Genomic DNA, 330 nt, shown 5'->3' on the forward strand with positions numbered 1-330 from the left:
AGCCCCCAGACCACCCGTACCACCCGTGATCAACACCGTGTCACCCACACCGACCGGCATCCGACCCTCCGGCAGCGGAAGCCGGACCAGACGAGGAACATAAACGGATCCGCCCCGCACGGCCCACTCCGGCTCAGCGGTCACGATCACCTCCCCGTCCGTGTCCAGCAACCCGAAGCGGCCGGGGTTCTCCGCCTGCGCCGCCCGGACCAGACCCCAGACCGGAGCCTGCGCCAGACCCACCAGCGACCCTTCACCAACGGCCACCGCCCCCCGCGTCACCACCACCAGACGCGACCCCGCGAACCGCTCCTCCGCCAGCCACGCCTG

Annotated in this window: 1 protein-coding gene; it reads right to left on the reverse strand. The window is 71.5% G+C overall.

The window, feature by feature from the left end:
* Positions 1–330 (reverse strand): SpnB-like Rossmann fold domain-containing protein (locus tag PUR71_RS40880; RefSeq protein ID WP_329924312.1); only part of this gene is annotated, 330 nt, incomplete at both ends.

Source organism: Streptomyces sp. SP17BM10, from assembly GCF_036322405.1.
Lineage (GTDB): Bacteria > Actinomycetota > Actinomycetes > Streptomycetales > Streptomycetaceae > Kitasatospora.